Here is an 18,372-nt window from a genome sequence, read left to right on the forward strand (position 1 = left end):
ATTCCAGCTTACGGACGCTTGCGTTCCACGGCGCGCAACAGGTGCGTCGGCGGCGTCTCGCAACTGATCTTGCGCCCTAGCAGCGCTTCGATCGACGGCAACTGATACGAGTCATCTTCCCCGGCAAAGCTGATCGACACACCCGCCGCCCCGGCACGGCCGGTACGGCCAATGCGGTGCACGTAGTCATCCGGCACTTCCGGCAGGGTGAAGTTGATCACGTGGCTGATGCCGTCGATGTGAATCCCGCGTCCCGCCACGTCGGTGGCCACCAGCACACGGATCTTGCCTTCGCGGAAGCCTTCCAGGGTCTTGATACGCTTGTGCTGTGGCACGTCGCCGGACAGTTGCGCGGCGTTCACACCATCACGCACCAGGCGTTCTTCGATGCGGCGCACCTCGTCCTTGCGGTTGGCGAACACCATCACGCGCTCCCAGCCGTTGTCGTTGACCAGGTTGTAGAGCAGCTTGTACTTGTCGGCGCCAGCCACCGCGTAGATGTGTTGCTCGACGTTTTCGCTGGCGACGTTTTCCGCTTCGATCTCGACGATGGACGGGTCGGTAGTCCACTGCTTGGCGAGGTTCATCACGTCTTCGGTGAAGGTCGCGGAGAACAGCAGGGTCTGACGCTCGGATTTCGGCGGGGTCTGGCGAATGATCTGGCGCACTTGCGGGATAAAGCCCATGTCGAGCATGCGGTCGGCTTCGTCCAGCACCATCACTTCGACCATGTCCAGGTGCACGTCGCCGCGCTGGTTGAAGTCCAGCAGACGGCCAGGGGTGGCCACCAGGATGTCGCAGTGACGAGCTTCGAGGTGCTTGAGCTGCTTGTCGAAGTCCATGCCGCCCACGAACGTCATGACGTTGAGGCCGGTGTACTTGGTCAGGTCGGCGGCGTCCTTGGCGATCTGTACCACCAGCTCCCGGGTCGGGGCGATGATCAGCGCGCGCGGTTCACCCATGTAGCGCTCTTTGGGCGGCGGCGTCTGCAGCAGTTGGGTGATGATCGAGATCAGGAACGCGGCGGTCTTGCCGGTGCCGGTCTGGGCGCGGCCGATGGCGTCTTTGCCGGCCAGGGTGAAGCCCAGCACCTGCGCCTGGATCGGCGTGCAATACGGGAACCCCAGGTCCTGGATGGCGTGCATCAGTTCCGGGGCCAGCTTGAAATCATGGAAACGGGTCTTGCCTTCCTGGGGCTCGACGACGAAGTCTTCGAGTTTCCACGCAATCACCGGCGGTTTTGGCGCACGTTCACGGCGCGGTTTTGGTGCCACCGGTGCGGCAACGGGCTCGACTGGCCTGGCCTGTTCGGCTGGGGTCACCGTCGGCTTCTTCGGCTGGGCGGCAGGTGCGGTCCGGTCGGGCTGTCTGCCGTCATTGCGGCTGCCGGCTGTCGGGGCAGGAGCACTGGAATCTGGCGCGAGCGGCTCAGCCTCGCTTTTGCCGAACATCTTCTTGAGTGCTTTGAGCACGGTGATCTCATTAATTGGTTAAGGAATGTACGCCGGCCAGTGTAATGCAAGAATCGGGCGCGGCGTAGTGCGTCTGTCATACAGCTACATAAACGCTGGTTTTCAGCCCAGGCGAGCGGTCAACCAGGCACCGATGTCGCGTATCTCCTCGGGTAACACTTCGTGGCCCATTGGGTATTCCTGCCATGTCACGGTGACACCACGGCTCTTCAGATGCTCGTAGGCGCTGCGGCCCATGGCGTTCTGCACCACATCGTCGTATTGGCCGTGCAGGCACAGTGCGGGAATGCGCTGCTGGCTGGCGGATAATTCCAGCTCGTCGCTGAACGTGGGCGCGTAGGTGGAGAGGGCAATCACGCCGCCCAAGGGGCCTTCCCAATTCAGGAAGGCGGTGTGGAACACCACGGCGCCACCTTGGGAAAAACCGGCGAGGAAAATCCGCGAAGCGTCTATTCCGGTTCTCTTCTGTGTCTCGATCAGGTCCGTGACCATTTTTGCCGACGCTTCCAGCTCTTCCAGGCTGATGGAACGGGCCGGGCTCATGGCCTTGATGTCGTACCAGCTTGGCATCTCGTAGCCACCATTGATCGTCACCGGGCGGGTCGGCGCCTGGGGCAAAACGAAACGCGTGGTCAGCAGGCTTTCCTGCAGCGCCTCGGCCACCGGCAGGAAGTCGTAGCGATCGGCACCCAGGCCATGCAACCAGATAACGCAGGCGTCTGCGGGCTTGGCGGGCTGAAGAATCAAGGGTTCGGTCATGTCTGCTCCATTAATGTGCGTGCGCTCCGATTAAGTGCGACGGAACGGTGCGCGATGAGTTGATCTGTTAAGAAGATGTCGCACGGTTGAATCTTTTTCTATTGACCATGGGCTGAAACGACTCAGCCATCACTCTGGTACGGGGCTTGCTTTGTGTTGAACGATGTCAGCGCTATCCCGGGACGGTAACACTATCAGTGACTGCCGCTTATGGGATAGCAACTGGAATTACTGCGACAACTTCATGCCGCTTGACCCTAAAAAAAGCCAACACGGGTCGATATCGCCTCATAAGGGTGCGCTGAGGTTCGAGCTCCGACACAACAAGAGCAAACTGGAGGTTTGAATGAAGGTATTGAAATCCACCCTGGCCATCGTGACCGCGGCGGCTGTATTGGGTGTCAGTGGTTTCGCCCAAGCGGGTGCCACGCTGGACGCCGTGCAGAAGAAAGGCTTTGTGCAGTGTGGCGTGAGTGACGGCCTGCCGGGTTTCTCGGTACCGGATGCCAGCGGCAAGATCCTCGGGATCGATGCTGACGTTTGCCGCGCTGTGGCCGCTGCTGTTTTCGGCGATGCGACCAAGGTCAAATTCAGCCAGTTGAATGCCAAGGAGCGTTTCACCGCGCTTCAATCCGGCGAAGTCGACATTCTGTCCCGTAACACCACCATGACCAGCTCCCGCGATGCCGGCATGGGCCTGAAATTCCCGGGCTTCATCACCTACTACGACGGCATCGGCTTCCTGGTAAACAACAAGCTGGGCGTGAAAAGTGCCAAGGAACTGGACGGTGCAACCATCTGCATCCAGGCCGGTACCACCACCGAGCTGAACGTTTCCGACTACTTCCGTGGCAACGGCCTGAAATACACCCCGATCACCTTCGACACTTCCGACGAAAGCGCCAAGTCGCTGGAGTCCGGGCGTTGCGACGTACTGACCTCCGACAAGTCCCAGCTGTTTGCCCAGCGCAGCAAGCTGGCCTCGCCGAAGGACTACGTGGTGCTGCCGGAAACCATTTCCAAGGAGCCACTGGGCCCGGTCGTGCGTAATGGCGACGACGAGTGGCTGGCCATCGTGCGCTGGGTTGGCTACGCCATGCTCAACGCTGAAGAAGCCGGCATCACCTCCAAAAACGTCGAAGCTGAAGCCAAGTCCACCAAGAACCCGGACGTTGCGCGTCTGCTCGGTGCTGACGGCGAATACGGCAAAGACCTGAAAGTGAAGAAAGACTGGGTTGTACAGATCGTCAAGCAAGTCGGTAACTACGGTGAAGTGTTCGAGCGCAACCTGGGCAAGAGCACCCCGCTGGAAATCGACCGTGGCCTGAACGCGCTGTGGAACGCCGGCGGCATTCAATACGCACCACCTGTGCGCTGATCGCTGATGGTTCTGTCACCCGGTGGGCCAACCGCCGGGTGATGTTCTGTTCCATTATTTCCGGGGCACTTCATGCAAAATCAAATCGGCGCACCCAAGCAGAAGCTCAGCTTCAGCGACCCTAAAGTGCGTGCGTGGCTCTTCCAGATCATCACGATAGTGGCGGTGGTCTCGCTGGGCTGGTACCTCTTCAACAATACCCAGACCAACCTTCAGCACCGGGGCATTACCTCGGGTTTCGACTTTCTTGAACGCAGTGCCGGCTTCGGCATCGCGCAGCATTTGATCGACTACACCGAATCGGACAGCTATGCCCGAGTCTTCGTGATCGGTTTGCTCAACACTTTGCTGGTCACTTTTATCGGCGTGATCCTGGCGACCTTGCTGGGGTTCATCATCGGTGTAGCGCGGCTGTCACCGAACTGGATGATCAACAAGCTGGCGACCGTGTATGTGGAAGTGTTCCGCAACATTCCGCCGCTGCTGCAAATCCTGTTCTGGTACTTCGCGGTGTTCCTGACCATGCCGGGGCCGCGTAACAGCCATAACTTCGGCGACACCTTCTTTGTCAGCAGCCGTGGCCTGAACATGCCGGCAGCGATTGCCGCTGACGGGTTCTGGCCGTTTGTGGTCAGCATCGTCGTCGCCATCGTGGCAATCGTGCTGATGGCGCGTTGGGCCAACAAGCGTTTTGAAGCCACCGGCGTACCGTTCCACAAGTTCTGGGCGGGCCTGGCGCTGTTCATCGTGATCCCGGCGTTGTGCGCCTTGATCTTCGGTGCACCACTGCACTGGGAAATGCCCAAGTTGCAAGGCTTCAACTTTGTCGGCGGCTGGGTACTCATCCCCGAACTGCTGGCACTGACCCTGGCGCTGACCGTCTACACCGCGGCTTTTATCGCCGAGATCGTGCGGTCGGGCATCAAGTCCGTCAGCCACGGCCAGACCGAAGCCGCGCGCTCCCTGGGCCTGCGCCCCGGGCCGACGCTGCGCAAGGTCATCATCCCGCAGGCGCTGCGGGTGATCATCCCGCCGCTGACCAGCCAATACCTGAACCTGGCGAAAAACTCGTCCCTGGCCGCCGGTATCGGTTACCCGGAAATGGTTTCGCTGTTTGCCGGTACGGTGCTCAACCAGACCGGCCAGGCCATCGAAGTCATTGCCATCACCATGAGCGTGTACCTGGCGATCAGCATCAGCATTTCCCTGCTGATGAACTGGTACAACAAGCGCATTGCGCTGATCGAGCGGTGAGGAAACCAGCATGACTACGCATACATTCAAACCGGATATGCCGCCGCCGAACAAAGTGTTCGGGCCGATGGCATGGATGCGCGCCAACCTGTTTTCCAGCTGGCTCAACACCCTGCTGACCCTGTTGGCGTTTTACCTGATCTACCTGGTGGTGCCGCCGATCCTGCATTGGGCGATCCTGGATGCCAACTGGGTCGGCACCACGCGGGCCGATTGCACCAAGGAGGGCGCCTGCTGGGTGTTTATCCAACAGCGCTTCGGGCAGTTCATGTACGGCTACTACCCCGGCGACCTGCGCTGGCGCGTGGACCTGACCGTGTGGCTGGCCATCGTTGGCGTAGCGCCGCTGTTCATCTCGCGTTTCCAACGCAAGGCGATCTACGGCCTGAGCTTTTTGGTGCTGTACCCGATCATCGCCTACTTCCTGTTGCATGGCGGCATCTTCGGCCTGACCAACGTGGCGACCAGCCAATGGGGCGGGCTGATGCTGACCCTGGTGATCGCCACCGTCGGCATCGCCGGTGCCTTGCCGCTGGGCATCATGTTGGCGTTGGGGCGGCGCTCGAACATGCCGGCGATTCGGGTGGTCTGCGTGACCTTCATCGAATTCTGGCGCGGCGTGCCGTTGATCACCGTGCTGTTCATGTCCTCGGTGATGCTGCCGTTGTTCCTGCCCGAAGGCATGGGCATCGACAAGCTGCTGCGGGCGTTGATCGGCGTGATCCTGTTCCAGTCGGCCTACGTGGCCGAGGTGGTGCGCGGTGGCTTGCAGGCGATTCCCAAAGGTCAGTATGAAGCGGCCGCAGCGATGGGCCTGGGTTACTGGCGCAGCATGGGCCTGGTGATTCTGCCGCAAGCCCTGAAGCTGGTGATTCCTGGCATCGTCAACACGTTCATCGCGCTGTTCAAGGACACCAGCCTTGTGATCATCATCGGCCTGTTCGACCTGCTCAACAGCGTCAAGCAAGCCGCCGCTGACCCGAAATGGTTGGGCATGGCGACCGAAGGCTACGTGTTTGCGGCCCTGGTGTTCTGGATTTTCTGTTTTGGTATGTCGCGCTATTCCATTCATTTGGAACACAAGCTCGACACAGGCCACAAGCGTTAGGAGTTGTTGTTATGAGCGAAGCGATCAAACAGCCTGTGAGCCCTGAAGGCATTATCCAGATGCAGGGCGTCAACAAGTGGTACGGCCAGTTCCACGTGTTGAAAGACATCAACCTCAACGTCAAGCAGGGCGAGCGTATCGTGCTGTGCGGCCCGTCTGGTTCGGGCAAGTCCACCACCATCCGATGCCTCAATCGCCTGGAAGAGCACCAGCAGGGCCGCATCGTGGTCGATGGCGTGGAGCTGACCAACGACCTCAAGCAGATCGAAGCGATCCGCCGCGAAGTCGGCATGGTGTTCCAGCATTTCAACCTGTTCCCGCACCTGACCATCCTGCAAAACTGCACGCTGGCGCCAATGTGGGTGCGCAAGATGCCCAAGCGCAAGGCCGAGGAAATCGCCATGCACTACCTGGAGCGCGTGCGCATTCCGGAGCAGGCGCACAAGTTTCCGGGGCAACTGTCCGGCGGCCAGCAACAGCGCGTGGCGATTGCCCGTGCGCTGTGCATGAAGCCTAAAATCATGCTGTTCGACGAGCCGACTTCGGCACTCGACCCGGAGATGGTGAAAGAGGTCCTGGACACCATGATCGGCCTGGCCGAAGACGGCATGACCATGTTGTGCGTGACCCACGAAATGGGCTTTGCGCGCACCGTGGCCAACCGCGTGATCTTCATGGACAAGGGGGAGATCGTGGAACAGGCGGCGCCGAATGACTTCTTCGACAACCCGCAGAATGATCGGACCAAGCTGTTCCTGAGCCAGATCTTGCATTGATCGATGCTTGAAACGATAAACCCGGCCTGGCGCCGGGTTTATTTTTGGGGCTAGGACGCTTTGAGCGTTTCAGCGTTATCGTGTTTGATGTAGGTGAACGCGCCGCGCATGTCTGCACCCTCGGCCAGGGTTTTTGCGTCAGCCAGCAAATGCGGGTGACGATCCAGCAAGCGCATCAGTAATACCAGGGGTTTGGGGGCAAGCAGTTCGCCGCGTTCGTAGCGTGAGAACGCGTTGTGGCCGCCTCCCGACAGCAGTTCGACGGCCTCTTTTTGCGTAAGATGCAGCTTGCGTCGGATGCGTTTTATCTCGGCGCCGATGATTTGTCGGAAGGCAAGGATCAATTCTTCCTTGGCTTTGCCGTAGCGGTCTGCACTGTCGTTTTCTGGGTCCCAGAATCCGTCACCACACACCTCACACTCCCAGCCTGAAAGATTGTCGATCCGACGCTCCATATCTTTGACTCTGATTGTTTCGCTGCGGCCCTGGTAATAACTCAATGCATCGGGGGCCCCGCAGATGCAGCACAGCTCTTTCTTTTTCATGGGTTTTCTCCTTGAAGGAGATCACCGGAGGTCTACCGTCTGTGCGGTAAGTGCCCTTGATGTAAATCTCCCTACCTTTCGAGTGGGTGTGGTACACGTCCTGCCATACTCGATGGTCTCCATAAGTGGTCATCGACTTGTACAGCATCCAGTTTCGCAACTCATAAATAACGTCCTGCATTTCCTCGATGCCAAATCCAAGACGCTCGCCACATTCCTCTGCTGTCCGGGTGAATGCTTTCCTTCCCAACCGCCTCACATCCGCCTTTATCACCGCCAAATCGTAATGAGGTGTGTACTTTTCCATAAGACACCTGAGTTCATAATTACCCTCAGAGGGTAATTTCACCAATCGAAAATACTGCTCCTTTACCTGCCTAAGAACCGTAGTGCGTTGCCTTTGTAGGCAAGTCCGAATAGGCTGTAGGAAAATTCATCCTATGATTGGACGAAAGTGCGAAACCCATGACAGACATCGCCCCGCTGATCAAACGCTCCCTGGTCGACCAGGCCCTGGAGCAGTTGCGCCTGCGCATCACCGAAGGCCGGTGGGCCATCGGTGAGCGCCTGCCCACCGAGCCCGAGCTGTCCGCCGAGCTGGGCATCAGCCGCAATACCGTGCGCGAGGCCATGCGCGTATTGGCGTTCTCCGGCTTGATTGAAATCCGCCAGGGTGACGGCAGTTACCTGCGTTCGATGACCGACCCGCTGGGCGCGATGCGGGCGTTGTCCCACTGCACCCTGGAGCAGGCGCAGGAGACGCGGCAGATTCTTGAAGTGGAAGCCATCGGGTTGGCGGCAATGCGCCGTACCGAGCAAGACCTCATCACCTTGCGCGAGGCCCTCGATACCAGCGCCGCGCTGTATCACGGCGACCTTGAGGCCTATATCAGCGCTGACCTGGTGTTCCACAAACACCTCGTGGACGCCGCGCACAACCCGGCACTCAGCGAGCTGTACCAGTATTTTTCGCGCATCGTTGCCGCCCAGTTGCGCCAGACCCTGAACATTTCACCGCGTCGCCAAGCGGTGTTCGACCTGCATACCGCCTTGCTCGACGCCGTGGCACAGCAAAACCCGGAACGCGCCAAATCCCTCTGCCGGCAGTTGATCAATGAGCCTTGAAGCCCAACGTAAAACCGAATTCGAAGAACTGTTGATCGACGCCGAAGCCGACGACGAGGTGGTGCAGCACACGCCACCGCCGGTGAGCCGCCCATGGCTGTTGCTGCTGGGCCTGGTCCTGGTGGCACTGAACCTGCGCCCGGCACTGTCGAGCATGGCGCCGTTGCTTGCCGACGTCTCCGCCAGCCTGGGGCTGTCGGCAGCCAGGGCCGGTTTGCTGACCACGTTGCCGGTGTTGTGCCTGGGCCTGTTCGCGCCGACCGCTCCGCTGCTGGCGCGCCGTTTCGGTGCCGAACGGGTGGTGCTGGGCATCCTCCTGACCCTGGCCGCAGGCATCATCCTGCGCAGTTCATTCGGCGAAGCCGGGTTGTTCGCCGGCAGCCTGATTGCCGGGGCGAGCATCGGCATCATCGGCGTGCTGCTGCCGGGGATCGTCAAGCGTGATTTCCCGCGGCAGGCGGGCACCATGACCGGTGTCTACACCATGGCCCTGTGCCTGGGAGCGGCACTGGCAGCCGGCGCGTCGGTGCCCCTGAGCCACGCCTTCGGTGACAGCTGGAGCATCGGCCTGGGGTTCTGGGTCTTGCCGGCATTGGTGGCGGCGCTGTTCTGGCTGCCACAAGTGGGGCACAAGCACGGTGCCCACCAGGTGGCCTATCGCGTGAAGGGCTTGCTGCGTGATCGGCTGGCCTGGCAGGTGACGTTGTACATGGGCCTGCAATCGTCCTTGGCCTATATCGTGTTCGGCTGGTTGCCGTCGATCCTCATCGGCCGTGGCCTGAGCGCCACGCAAGCCGGGTTGGCGCTCTCGGGTTCGATCATCGTGCAGTTGCTCAGCTCGCTGGCGGCACCGTGGCTGGCGACCCGGGGCAAGGATCAACGGCTGGCCATCGTGGTGGTGATGCTGCTGACCCTCGGCGGCCTGTTCGGTTGCCTGTACGCGCCGCTCGACGGCCTGTGGGGCTGGGCGATCCTGCTGGGCCTGGGCCAGGGCGGTACCTTCAGCCTGGCGCTGACCCTGATCGTGTTGCGCTCGCGAGACTCCCACGTGGCCGCCAACCTGTCGAGCATGGCCCAGGGCATTGGCTACACCCTGGCGTCCATGGGGCCGCTGGCGGTCGGCGTGGTACACGACTGGACCGGCGGCTGGGCGGCTGTGGGCTGGATCTTCGCAGTGCTGGGCCTGGGTGCCATCGTGGCCGGGCTGGGTGCGGGGCGCGCGCTGTACGTGGGCGTGCGCAGCGAGAAGGTCTGAGGGTTACAGGTACCTCACTTCGATCGTTACCGAGCCGTCGATAGGTTGTTCTTCGATCAATGTCAGCGTGTTGGCCGGGGCGATGGCGGTGTCGATTTGTACATCGCTGGTCAGGTCCTTGACTGCCAGCGGCGCGGGGGCGCCCGTGACGTCATTGCTGAAGGCTATGAGGCTGTCGGGGTGCCACAAATAGAAGCTGCCCGGGAACGTCTGCCACGAACTTCCGCCGTCCTCTGACCTGATCGGCGTCAGGTCCCCTCCGTCTGCGGACGCGCCCAGAAAGCGCAGTGAGATATTCCCCAGTTTTTCGCCGCCATTGATCAGGCCCAGGCCCCAGTGTAGGTCGAGCCAGCCGGATCCGGGGCGGTTATCCACGCCCTTGAGCGCAAACACCGTGGCGGCCTCGCAGTTGATCTGCAGTTGCATAACGGCGACAGGCAGTTGGGTGGGGATCTCTTTATTGAGGTCGCGTGCCGACACCTTGCCGTGATCCACCACACCGCCACCGCTCAAGGTTGGCGTGCAGGCGCTGGGCGTGATCAGCCCTTTCACGGTCAGGTCGACGCTGCTGGCAGCCAGGGTGGTGGCGCCATAGCCCGTCAACAGGGTGGCAGTGAGGGCGGTGATAAGTGTTTTCATTTTCAGGGTGTTCCCAGGGCAGTCATCGGGTCAGGGTGTTGCGGTCAGAGGTACACCACTTCCAGCGTGGCGGAACCGTCCATCGGAGTCTCGGTGCTCAAGTCCAGGTTCTGCTTGGCGTTGATCACCGCCTCCAGTTTCAGCGTGCTGGTCAGCGTCTGGATCGCCGAGGGGCCGGCGGTGCTGCCTTCGATATTGGTAAAGCCCAAGAGGCTTCGGGAACCGATATCGATTGGGTTGCGATTGGAGGTTCGCCACGCCACCCCGCCGGTGGTGGACTCGGTGCCGTAGATCACCGGCAAGTCATCGACCACGGTTTGCTTGGGGTCGAAACTCACCGAGTACACACCGATCTTGTTGCCGCTGCTGTCCAGGCCCAGCCCGTAGTAGATCTCGCTGTTGACGTGGGCGGTGCCGTCGCGGTTGTCGCGCATGCGCAGGGCATAACGGCCCGCCGAATTGCAGTTGACGGTCAGGGTCAGGTACTTGAGCGGCAGGCGTGTGCCGGTTGCCTGGTTGAGGTCCTGTTGGGAGATCTTGCCGAAGTCGACCAGCCCGCCGGCGGACAGCACGGGTGTGCAGGCCATGGGGGTGATCAGGCCGGTCACCGTCAAGTCGACGGTGGAGGCAGCCTGGGCCAACGAGCCGACACCGAGCAGGGACACGGCGGCCAGGGGGATCAGGTGAGTCTTCATCGCGTAGCTCCTTTTTCAGTGGGTCAGAGGTAGATGATTTCGAGGGTGCCCGAGCCGTCGAGTCGCACTTCATTGCTCAGGTCCAGGGTGTCGAGGGGGGCGATGACCGCTTCGACGTTGGCTGTGGCGCTCAGGTGTTGAATCGCGCTCGGGCCGTTGCTGCTGCCGGCGCTGGCAGTGAAGCCCAGCAAACGTGTGGCACCCACGTCGATGGGGTTGGCGCTGCTGTTGCTCCAGGAAGTGCCGGCGGTGGTGGAGTCGGTGCGATACACCTGGGGCAGGTTGTCTGCGGTGGTATGCGCGGGGTTGAAGCTCAACCGATAACGGCCGATGTTCTGCTGTCGCGCGTCCCGGCCCAGGCCGTAGGTGCTGTCATCGTCGGGGCCGCTGGCGGTGCCTTGGCGGTTGTCGTGCATGCGCAGGGCAAAAAAGCTCGGTGCGTCGCAGGCCACGTTGAGCACCAGGCTTCGCGGCGCCAGTGTTGTCTCCTGGCGCGGGTTCAGGTCATTGACCGACAGTTTGCCCAGCGCCACGGTGCCGCCATTGGACAGGCTGGGGGTGCAGGCGGCCGGTGCAAAGCGCGTCGTCCAGCGCAATTCGCGGGCCTGGCCGGTGTGGACCGCATCGAACAGGCCGGCGCTGTCCCAGGTCACGGCGTCGCGTACCCGCAGGGCCTCTTCGCTGGCCCACGCCCGGCCCTCCAGGCGCAATGACAGGCTGCGACCGCTGGCCGCCACGCCGTTGCGTAACGGTACGACCCCGTGTTCCGGGCGCCAGGTGAGGGTGCTGGCGCTGCTCACCGGCGGTTGGCCGGCGGCGGTAACCAGTCCCAATTCAACTGCCTGGCCATCCAGCACCGCCTCGGTCACCCGCAGGCCATAGCTGCCCCGTTCGGTGAAGCGAAAACGCTCCGCGCTGGCGCCCATGGCGCGGTAGAACACACTCACGTCGGTGGGCTGCTGGCAGTTCAGCGTGAGGTTGAACCGGCGCTCACCCAGCAGCCGTTCAGGCGTGGGCAACTGCGCTGCGGCGCGGTTCATCAGGCCGAAATCCAGCTTTGATTCGCTCAGGCTGAGCTGGCAGTCTTCCGCCCCCCAGGCGCTGGCACTCAACAACAGGATCAGGGGCAACAAGTGGGGTTTCAGGCCCATGGCAAGCTCCTCATGATGCGCGGCACTGGGCCGGGGCAGTTTCGAAATACAGGTCGGGGTCGGCTTTCTTCGGCAGCTCGAAGTCCAGCCGGCAACGCGGTTTGCCGGCCGCTTTGATCCACAACGCACCTTGCTCAAGCACGTTGGGCAAAAACACCTGGCTGCCTTCCTGCACCAAGGTCACGAACTCGCCGCTGTCGGTACTCACCACCGCGCCCCGGGGCAATGGCGCACCGTGGTCGTTGGTCACGCTGAGCAATGCGCGACGGGTGACCACCACGCCAAACTGCACGCTGTCGACGGCACCGCGCCCGGCCGACAGCACCGCCAGGCCGTTGTTGATATCGGCGTTGCGTGGCAGTGAACGGGTCTGCACTTCCACCGCACTGCGACCGTAGGCGGTCAGTTGCGGCACCACGGCCTGGCCTTGCCAGTCGGTCCATACCGGCCCGCTGGGGGTGTTCACCTTGATCCCGGCCATTTCGCCCACGGACATCACCGCAAAGGTGTCGCGCACCGGGTACGGCGAGAAGGTCACGCCGTCGCCATGCACCACCACGCCGCCACGGGCACCGCCCTGGTAGCTGGCGTTGTCGGCATTGGAGCGGGTGTAGTTGAAGTCCAACTGGCTGTAGTACGGCAGGGCTGACACACCGAGGGACGATTCCACTTCCTGGTCGCGACTGTCACGTTCAACGCCCACCCGGTAACTCAATTGATCGTTGAGTTGCTCGCTCACGCCCAGGCCCAGGCGATGCTCGCCGCCGGTGTTGCGGGCCCAGGCGCGGGCGCGGCGGGTCTCGCCCAGCGGTAGGCTGATATTCAGGTACAGGCTGTTGTCACTCTGCTGGCGACCGCCCATTTGCCATTCGGCGCTGGCCGACACCGATACCCGGCCGAAACTGCTGCCCCACGACGCCAGCGCCCGGCTGCTGCTGTTGCCGTCATAGGACGATGAGCGGGAAACCCCGGCACTGAAGGCGCCAAACTGCGGGTGCGACCACGACGCCGTGGCGCTCTGTTGGTCACGGTAGCGCGTGCGTTGTTGTTCACGGGTGGGGTGACGGTAGGTGGAATCTTCAAGGTCGCGATAACCCAGGGAGCGCCAGGACGCTGCGGTGCTGATCGACCAGCTTTCGCTCAAGCGCTGGGACCAGGAGAGGTCGGTCTGTATGCCATGTTCGCGCTGCACGCGAGTGGCTTGAGCGGCTTGCAGCGTGCCTTGCAACTGGCTGTCCTGCCACGGCAGCCAGCCCAGGTTCAGGCCTGCCGAGCGGTAGTCCTCGGCCATCAGTGCACCTGCCCCCACACTGACTTGCGGGTGCAGCGCACCGCTCCAGCCGGCGCTCACCACCCAGGGTTCGGCGCCGTCGTCGTTGCCGATCTTGCGCACGCGACCCGCTGCCACCGAGTACCCCGGCGCGGGCAGTCCCAGGCCGAGCATCGCTGCCGGTACAGTAAAGCGGCGTTCTTCGCCGCTGGTTTCCTTGACCGTGACTTCCACATCCGAGCGACTGTTCAAGCGCCGCACATCGGTCAGGGAGAACGGCCCGGCCGGCACCACCGTGGAATGAATCAACGTGCCGTTCTGGCGCACTTCGACCTGGGCCGGGCTATTGGCGATGCCGTTGATGGTCGCGCCCTGGTTCTGGTCCTGCAGGGCGGTTTCGGTGAGGACCTGCGCGCCGGTGATCTGGGTGCCCGCCAGCACCGGGTTGTACAGGCTGATCTGGCCGGCCTGCAGCACCGCCTGTTGGGCGGCGAAGGTGCGTTGGGCGTAGGCATCCAGGTGGGTGGTGCGTGAATAGTTGTCCTGCCAGGTGCGCACCTGGCGGCTGCGCACAATCCAGTCGCCGGCGTTGAAACCGACCTCGGTGTTGGCCGAGCCGAAGCGGCTGTTGTCGTCGTATTCGTTGTACAGCCCGGTCAGGTCATAGTTGAGCAGGCCGGCGAAGCCTCCGGTCTGGTAGCCGGAAATGTCCTGGGTGACGGGGCGCAGTGCATCCGTCGGCACCACCAGTGACAGGGTCAGGGCGGCGGGGTCCTGCTCGATCACGGTCTGCGGATAGGCTTGGATAAACCCGTAGCACGCGCCGTATTGCGCACTGTCGATGGCTTGCTCGGGCACGTTGAGGTTGCCTGCGTCCAGCAGCCCGCGGGTGAAACACAAAGCGCCTTGCTGGTCGAAGACCGCGTCCACGCGTTCGCGGCGCTGGCCGTTGACGGTCAGGTTGACCGCGTGGCGTCCGGGGGCGAAGCGTGGGGCCTCCAGCAGCAGGTGGGCCAGTTGGGGGTCGATGCCCCGTTGGGACAGGGTCTGGGGGTCGAAAGTGCCCCGGGTTGCGGTCTCGTCGGCCAGGCTTTCGCCGCCGGGCAGCGTGCTGCCCAGGGCCAGTGCCAGGAGCCAGCGCGAGCGGCGCGATGAAAAACCGGGCACGGCGTTGCCGTCGCGGTCAGTGGTTACTGTGCTCACAAGGTCGTACTCAATGTGGTGACCTTCAATGGGAGGTCACTTCGTTATCAGGGCGCAGGCCTGTGTGTGCCGGCGCCTGGGATCAGCGGGTGAGAGGCGCGTCGTAGGGCGCCACGGCAAAGCCGTATACGGTGGCCGGTTGCAGTTGCACGGTGGTTGCGCCCGGTGCGCTGGCGGTAACCTGCAAGGTTTCCCCCGGCAGCACATAAGTGCGTGGCAGCAGCGCCGAGCCGTTGCCGGGCAGCAAACGCAGCTCCTGGGCGAGGCGGACCACATAAGGCGTAGGGTTGTGCACGCTCAACTGCTGTTGGTCGAGGCGCCAGGTCAGGCCGGTCCAGGGCGAACGATTGGGCGCCAGGCCCTTGGGGTGCAGGATCACCGGTAGGTTCTGGCGCACCGTCACACCCACCCGTGCATGCCCGGCCTGGGCTTGCGAGCGTCCTTGCGGCATGCCTTCGAAAATCACTCGTTTCAGGCGTTGGGTCTTCAGCGGCTCGGGCGATTGCAGGATGAACCGGATCAGTTGGCTCTTGGACGGCTCGACCCGGGCCAACGGCGGCGTGACGAACAACAGGGTGGCCTTGTCTTCGGGGATGTCTTCCAGGGTGACGTGCAGCAGGGCGAGCCGCGAGTCGGTGTTGGTCACTGACACCGACGCTTCGCCGTCGGCTTCGTTGACGATGACCACCGACGTGTCGGGCACCATACCGTCGGCCAGCACCCATGTGGGGCCGCCGAATGTCAGGGCCAGCGCACCGAGGTAGAGACTGGCGTAGCGGATGGCCGTGAAGGCTCGGGTTGAAAAGGGCAGAGGGGACATGGCTACAAATACCTCAGGTCAAGCACGATGGAACCGTCCAGGGGGACTTCCTGCTTGAGGGTCAAATAGGCGGCCGCATTGATCGACGTGTTGACTTGCAAGGTGGCCGTGATCTGGCGGTGCGGTTCCGGCACCAACGTGCCGGGGTGGGCGAACCCCATGTAATTGTTCGGGTAGGCATTGGTTTCCGGGAACCAGGTCTGTCCCTGATTGCTGGAGGCCAGCACTAGCACGCGCTCGCCGTCGCCCATCACGTCGCGAAAGGCAATGGACACGGTGCCGAGTCGCTCGGTGGGGACGTGGACGTTGTGGCCCAGGCCGTAGTAAAAGCCCGGGCCCAGGGATGAGTCGGCGCGGTTGTCCAAACCCACCAATACAAACAGCACCGAGTCGTTGCAGCTCACGTCCAAGTCCAGGGCTTGGGTGGGCAAGACACTGAACTCGAATTGGTTGAGCGTGTGTGCCGGCACCCTGCCGTGGTCGACGATGCCGTTGGCCGACAACGTCGGTGTACACGCGCTGGGCGTGATCAGCCCGGTCACATTCAGTTCGGTGCTGGATGCCGCCAGTGCAGCGCAGCCGCCACTCAGCAGGCAACACAGGGCAAGAAGGCGTGAAGAGGTGTGCTTCATGGGGGAGGTTCACCGGTTGCCTGGTTCATCGTTTCAATACAGCGCAACGGCAGGTGCGATGGCCTGCCGCTGTGCGTTTCAAAGTGGGGTTACAGGTAGCGCACCGTGACGGTCACCGAACCGTCGATGGCCACTTCGTTGGTCAGCGTCAACTGGCTGGCCGGAGCGATTTTTGGGCTGACGGTCAGGTCCGAGGTCAGCACCTGCACCGGGATGGGCGCGTCGACGGCGGTGTCGGCCACCGAGATCAGGTTGTCGGGCGTCAAGTTGCGCGCAACGACCCAGGTGACACCGCCGTCGACAGAGGTGATCGGCCGGCCCGCCACGCCATCGGCGACCGGCGTGTTCAGGCTGAGGGTCATGGCGCCGAGCTTTTGCGTGCCGTTGATCAGGCCCAGGCCGAACTCCGTGATGTCGTCACCGTAGTTCGAACCCGGTCGGTTGTCGTCGGCGTCCAGGGCCATGAGGGTGGCCGCGTCACAGGTGACCGTCAGTTGCACGGTTTGCTCGGTAAGCGGGGTGACCTGGTCGACATTCAAGTCCCTGGCGGAAATCTTGCCGTAGTCCACCGACCCACTGTTGGACAGGGCAGGTGTACAGGCGCTGGGGGTGATCATGCCCTTGACGGTCAGGTCGACGCTGGAGGCGGCGAAGGCGCTGGCGCTGCCGATCAGCAGGGTGGCAGCGAGCAGAGTGTTGAGGGATACATTCATGGTCAGTCTCCAAAGAAAGAAGGCGAAAAAAGGGTTACCAGTACTTGAGCTGCAACGTCGCGTGCCCATCGATGGGCAACTCGTCGAGCAGGGTCAGGCCGCTGGCGGGGGCGATGATGGTGAAGGCGCGCAGGCGCGCACTGAGTTCGGTGATGGCAATGGGGGTATAGGGCGCTCCCGCTGCCGAAAAGGCGGTCAATGCCGCGTGCCCCAGGTAGGACGACGGTCCCCAGCTTGCACCGCCGTCACGGGACATGATGGTCTGCACCGGCGCCGTGTCGGCCACCGGCTCGAACAACCCGAGCGCGACACTGCCCAGCATCTGGTCATCGTTGACCATCCCCAGCCCGTGGAACACCGGGTTGATCGCTGAGGTGCCGCTGCGGTTATCCACCGTGGTGAGGGTGAAGTGGGTGGCGCCTTCGCAATGCACTTGCAGCAGCATCTCGCCCGGTTGCAGGCGGGTGGGCAGGTCGATGTCCAGGTCCCGGCCGGTCAGCTTGCCATGATCGACGACACCGTCATTGGACAGGCTTGGGGTGCATGAGCTGGGCGTAATGGTGCCCGTAACGCTCAGGTCGGTATTGCTGGCCGCGAAGGTTGCGGGGGCGCAGGCGGCCAGCAGGAGGGCAAGTGTGGCGCGGGTTCTTCTGTCCATCGGCACGGGTCCTTGTGTGAAGAGAAAAGAGGGGATTACAGGTAGCGCATTTCCAGGGTGGCCGAGCCGTTGAGTAGATACTCCTCGGTCAGGGTCAGGCCGCGGGTGGCGGCGATGTAGCCGTAGATGAGCAGGTTGCTGGTCAAGTTGCGGATCGGAACCGGTGCCCAGGCCCCGCCTGAGTCGTCGCCGAAACCGGCGAGTCGACCACGGATCCACAATGCGTTTGGCGAGCTCTGGATCCAGGTGACACCGTTGTCTCGTGAGGACAGGGTGGAGATCGGCAGACCTTCGGCGGTGGAGCTGTTCAGCCCCAGGTGGTAAGCACCGATGGAGCGGTTCTGGTTGATCACCCCCAGGCCGTAGGAGGTATCGCCGCCGCCTTGACCATTCTCCAAGGCATGAAATGCAAACAACGTTGCGGCGTCGCATTCCACGCTCAGTTGCAGGTTGGCGGTCGGCAAGACCGTGGCGCTTTCCACGTAGAGGTCGGCGAAGGCAATCTTGCCGTAGTCGACAACGCCGCCTGAGCTGAGGGTAGGCGTGCAGGCGTTCGGGGTGATCACACCCGTGACGTTCAGGTCGGTACTGCTGGCAGCCAGCGCAGGGGTGGCTGCGGCCATCAGTAAGGTGGTGAGAAGCAGGGAATGTGGGACTTTCATTTGAACAACATATTCCTGAGCAAAGTGTTGGCACGAAGGGCAGTGAGTGGCTCGGGTGAGGCGCTGGCGTCGAGGGTTGGATTGGTTTTATGGGCGACGACGCGCCTTCTGGTTGTGTTGAGCCGGGACGCATTTAACGCCCGTTCCCGACGGTGGCGGAATGCAACAATTACGATAGTGATGCCGCCGGATGAACCTCTGCAGCGTCGATGGAAACGGCTGACGCGCTTGTAAGAAAAATTGCTTAGTCGTAGTTG

18 protein-coding genes and 1 pseudogene are annotated in these 18,372 nt (G+C 62.4%); 6 read left to right on the top strand and 13 right to left on the bottom strand.

The window, feature by feature from the left end:
• Positions 1 to 8 precede the first annotated feature (8 nt).
• Positions 9 to 1,478: an ATP-dependent RNA helicase RhlB gene (gene rhlB, locus M2497_RS06145; protein WP_248488173.1), complete on the bottom strand. Its 1,470-nt coding sequence runs from the start codon at positions 1,476 to 1,478 to the stop codon at positions 9 to 11.
• A gap of 96 nt (positions 1,479 to 1,574) precedes the next feature.
• The gene (locus tag M2497_RS06150) at positions 1,575 to 2,231 is read right to left on the bottom strand and encodes an alpha/beta hydrolase (RefSeq protein WP_248486324.1); all 657 of its coding nucleotides are present in this window, start codon (positions 2,229 to 2,231) and stop codon (positions 1,575 to 1,577) included.
• A 346-nt stretch (positions 2,232 to 2,577) separates the two neighbouring features.
• Here M2497_RS06150 and M2497_RS06155 point away from each other — a divergent pair, with 346 nt between their 5' ends.
• From M2497_RS06155 to M2497_RS06170, 4 genes are all read left to right on the top strand, one after another.
• Complete coding sequence (locus M2497_RS06155; protein WP_058422899.1) at positions 2,578 to 3,609, top strand: amino acid ABC transporter substrate-binding protein; 1,032 nt, start codon at positions 2,578 to 2,580, stop codon at positions 3,607 to 3,609.
• Positions 3,610 to 3,681: 72 nt separating this feature from the next.
• Positions 3,682 to 4,863 (top strand): amino acid ABC transporter permease, encoded by a 1,182-nt coding sequence (locus M2497_RS06160; RefSeq protein WP_058422898.1) that lies wholly within the window; start codon positions 3,682 to 3,684, stop codon positions 4,861 to 4,863.
• Between the two features lie 10 nt (positions 4,864 to 4,873).
• On the top strand, positions 4,874 to 5,971 hold the full coding sequence (locus M2497_RS06165; protein ID WP_058422897.1) for an amino acid ABC transporter permease: 1,098 nt from the start codon (positions 4,874 to 4,876) through the stop codon (positions 5,969 to 5,971).
• Positions 5,972 to 5,982: 11 nt separating this feature from the next.
• Positions 5,983 to 6,747, top strand: a complete 765-nt coding sequence (locus M2497_RS06170) for an amino acid ABC transporter ATP-binding protein (RefSeq protein WP_003171943.1) — start codon at positions 5,983 to 5,985, stop codon at positions 6,745 to 6,747.
• 50 nt (positions 6,748 to 6,797) lie between these two features.
• Here the strand turns inward: M2497_RS06170 and M2497_RS06175 are convergent, their stop codons facing one another.
• Complete coding sequence (locus tag M2497_RS06175) at positions 6,798 to 7,292, bottom strand: type II toxin-antitoxin system MqsA family antitoxin (RefSeq protein WP_248486326.1); 495 nt, start codon at positions 7,290 to 7,292, stop codon at positions 6,798 to 6,800.
• A gap of 4 nt (positions 7,293 to 7,296) precedes the next feature.
• Positions 7,297 to 7,599 (bottom strand): annotated as a pseudogene (locus tag M2497_RS06180) (type II toxin-antitoxin system MqsR family toxin); the annotation flags it as partial.
• 158 nt (positions 7,600 to 7,757) lie between these two features.
• Here M2497_RS06180 and M2497_RS06185 point away from each other — a divergent pair.
• Positions 7,758 to 8,417 carry a FadR/GntR family transcriptional regulator gene (locus M2497_RS06185; protein ID WP_248486328.1) on the top strand — a complete coding sequence of 220 codons (660 nt, stop codon included), beginning with the start codon at positions 7,758 to 7,760 and terminating at the stop codon, positions 8,415 to 8,417.
• Complete coding sequence (locus tag M2497_RS06190) at positions 8,407 to 9,672, top strand: CynX/NimT family MFS transporter (protein ID WP_248486330.1); 1,266 nt, start codon at positions 8,407 to 8,409, stop codon at positions 9,670 to 9,672. The genes M2497_RS06185 and M2497_RS06190 overlap by 11 nt, the downstream gene beginning before the upstream one ends.
• A 3-nt stretch (positions 9,673 to 9,675) precedes the next feature.
• Here the strand turns inward: M2497_RS06190 and M2497_RS06195 are convergent, their stop codons facing one another.
• From M2497_RS06195 to M2497_RS06235, 9 genes are all read right to left on the bottom strand, one after another.
• Complete coding sequence (locus tag M2497_RS06195; RefSeq protein WP_248486333.1) at positions 9,676 to 10,311, bottom strand: DUF1120 domain-containing protein; 636 nt, start codon at positions 10,309 to 10,311, stop codon at positions 9,676 to 9,678.
• A gap of 44 nt (positions 10,312 to 10,355) precedes the next feature.
• Positions 10,356 to 11,006, bottom strand: a complete 651-nt coding sequence (locus M2497_RS06200; protein WP_248486335.1) for a DUF1120 domain-containing protein — start codon at positions 11,004 to 11,006, stop codon at positions 10,356 to 10,358.
• A 23-nt stretch (positions 11,007 to 11,029) separates the two neighbouring features.
• Positions 11,030 to 12,157, bottom strand: coding sequence for a DUF1120 domain-containing protein (locus tag M2497_RS06205; protein WP_248486337.1), 1,128 nt, complete (start codon positions 12,155 to 12,157; stop codon positions 11,030 to 11,032).
• A gap of 10 nt (positions 12,158 to 12,167) precedes the next feature.
• Positions 12,168 to 14,630, bottom strand: a complete 2,463-nt coding sequence (locus M2497_RS06210) for a fimbria/pilus outer membrane usher protein (protein WP_248486339.1) — start codon at positions 14,628 to 14,630, stop codon at positions 12,168 to 12,170.
• A gap of 82 nt (positions 14,631 to 14,712) precedes the next feature.
• Positions 14,713 to 15,450 (bottom strand): fimbria/pilus chaperone family protein, encoded by a 738-nt coding sequence (locus tag M2497_RS06215; protein WP_248486341.1) that lies wholly within the window; start codon positions 15,448 to 15,450, stop codon positions 14,713 to 14,715.
• Between the two features lie 2 nt (positions 15,451 to 15,452).
• Positions 15,453 to 16,082, bottom strand: a complete 630-nt coding sequence (locus M2497_RS06220) for a DUF1120 domain-containing protein (RefSeq protein ID WP_248486343.1) — start codon at positions 16,080 to 16,082, stop codon at positions 15,453 to 15,455.
• Positions 16,083 to 16,171: 89 nt separating this feature from the next.
• Positions 16,172 to 16,795, bottom strand: a complete 624-nt coding sequence (locus M2497_RS06225; RefSeq protein ID WP_248486346.1) for a DUF1120 domain-containing protein — start codon at positions 16,793 to 16,795, stop codon at positions 16,172 to 16,174.
• A 34-nt stretch (positions 16,796 to 16,829) separates the two neighbouring features.
• Entirely contained in the window at positions 16,830 to 17,453 is a 624-nt protein-coding gene (locus M2497_RS06230; RefSeq protein WP_248486348.1) for a DUF1120 domain-containing protein, read from the bottom strand.
• A gap of 35 nt (positions 17,454 to 17,488) precedes the next feature.
• Complete coding sequence (locus tag M2497_RS06235; protein WP_248486350.1) at positions 17,489 to 18,115, bottom strand: DUF1120 domain-containing protein; 627 nt, start codon at positions 18,113 to 18,115, stop codon at positions 17,489 to 17,491.
• Between the last annotated feature and the right edge of the window lie 257 nt (positions 18,116 to 18,372).

This window comes from Pseudomonas sp. CYM-20-01, assembly GCF_023169845.1.
Lineage (GTDB): Bacteria > Pseudomonadota > Gammaproteobacteria > Pseudomonadales > Pseudomonadaceae > Aquipseudomonas > Aquipseudomonas azotoformans.

Coding starts and splice junctions, on each gene's coding strand:
- M2497_RS06150 (WP_248486324.1), bottom strand. CDS start 2,231: ATGACCGAACCCTTGATTCTTCAGCCCGCCAAGCCCGCAGACGCCTGC.
- M2497_RS06155 (WP_058422899.1), top strand. CDS start 2,578: ATGAAGGTATTGAAATCCACCCTGGCCATCGTGACCGCGGCGGCTGTA.
- M2497_RS06160 (WP_058422898.1), top strand. CDS start 3,682: ATGCAAAATCAAATCGGCGCACCCAAGCAGAAGCTCAGCTTCAGCGAC.
- M2497_RS06165 (WP_058422897.1), top strand. CDS start 4,874: ATGACTACGCATACATTCAAACCGGATATGCCGCCGCCGAACAAAGTG.
- M2497_RS06170 (WP_003171943.1), top strand. CDS start 5,983: ATGAGCGAAGCGATCAAACAGCCTGTGAGCCCTGAAGGCATTATCCAG.
- M2497_RS06175 (WP_248486326.1), bottom strand. CDS start 7,292: ATGAAAAAGAAAGAGCTGTGCTGCATCTGCGGGGCCCCCGATGCATTG.
- M2497_RS06185 (WP_248486328.1), top strand. CDS start 7,758: ATGACAGACATCGCCCCGCTGATCAAACGCTCCCTGGTCGACCAGGCC.
- M2497_RS06190 (WP_248486330.1), top strand. CDS start 8,407: ATGAGCCTTGAAGCCCAACGTAAAACCGAATTCGAAGAACTGTTGATC.
- M2497_RS06195 (WP_248486333.1), bottom strand. CDS start 10,311: ATGAAAACACTTATCACCGCCCTCACTGCCACCCTGTTGACGGGCTAT.
- M2497_RS06200 (WP_248486335.1), bottom strand. CDS start 11,006: ATGAAGACTCACCTGATCCCCCTGGCCGCCGTGTCCCTGCTCGGTGTC.
- M2497_RS06205 (WP_248486337.1), bottom strand. CDS start 12,157: ATGGGCCTGAAACCCCACTTGTTGCCCCTGATCCTGTTGTTGAGTGCC.
- M2497_RS06215 (WP_248486341.1), bottom strand. CDS start 15,450: ATGTCCCCTCTGCCCTTTTCAACCCGAGCCTTCACGGCCATCCGCTAC.
- M2497_RS06220 (WP_248486343.1), bottom strand. CDS start 16,082: ATGAAGCACACCTCTTCACGCCTTCTTGCCCTGTGTTGCCTGCTGAGT.
- M2497_RS06225 (WP_248486346.1), bottom strand. CDS start 16,795: ATGAATGTATCCCTCAACACTCTGCTCGCTGCCACCCTGCTGATCGGC.
- M2497_RS06230 (WP_248486348.1), bottom strand. CDS start 17,453: ATGGACAGAAGAACCCGCGCCACACTTGCCCTCCTGCTGGCCGCCTGC.
- M2497_RS06235 (WP_248486350.1), bottom strand. CDS start 18,115: ATGAAAGTCCCACATTCCCTGCTTCTCACCACCTTACTGATGGCCGCA.